The 267-nt window shown below is 69.7% G+C and carries 1 protein-coding gene; it reads left to right on the forward strand.

The genetic code is table 11. The annotated features are described in order from the left end of the window. Nucleotides 1–267: beta-eliminating lyase-related protein (locus tag SM753_RS20670; protein ID WP_323192937.1), on the forward strand; the 267-nt coding region annotated here is incomplete at both ends.

Below are 267 nucleotides of genomic sequence, written 5' to 3' on the forward strand. Positions count from 1 at the left end.
CCGACGCAGCCGTCATGTCCGGCAAGAAGGACGGCCTCGTCAACATCGGCGGCTTCGTGGCCTGCAACGACGAGACGCTGTTCGAGCACGCCAAGCAGCGCGGCATCCTCTACGAGGGCTTCTCCACCTACGGCGGCATGTCCGGCCGCGACATCGAGGCGATGGCGGTCGGCCTGCGCGAGGCCGTCGAGGAGGCGTACATCGCCGACCGCGTCGAGCAGGTCCGCTTCCTGGGCGAGCGCATCGCCGAGCACGGCGTCCCCGTCT

Source organism: Halostella sp. PRR32 (assembly GCF_034808085.1).
Lineage (GTDB): Archaea > Halobacteriota > Halobacteria > Halobacteriales > Natronoarchaeaceae > Halostella > Halostella pelagica.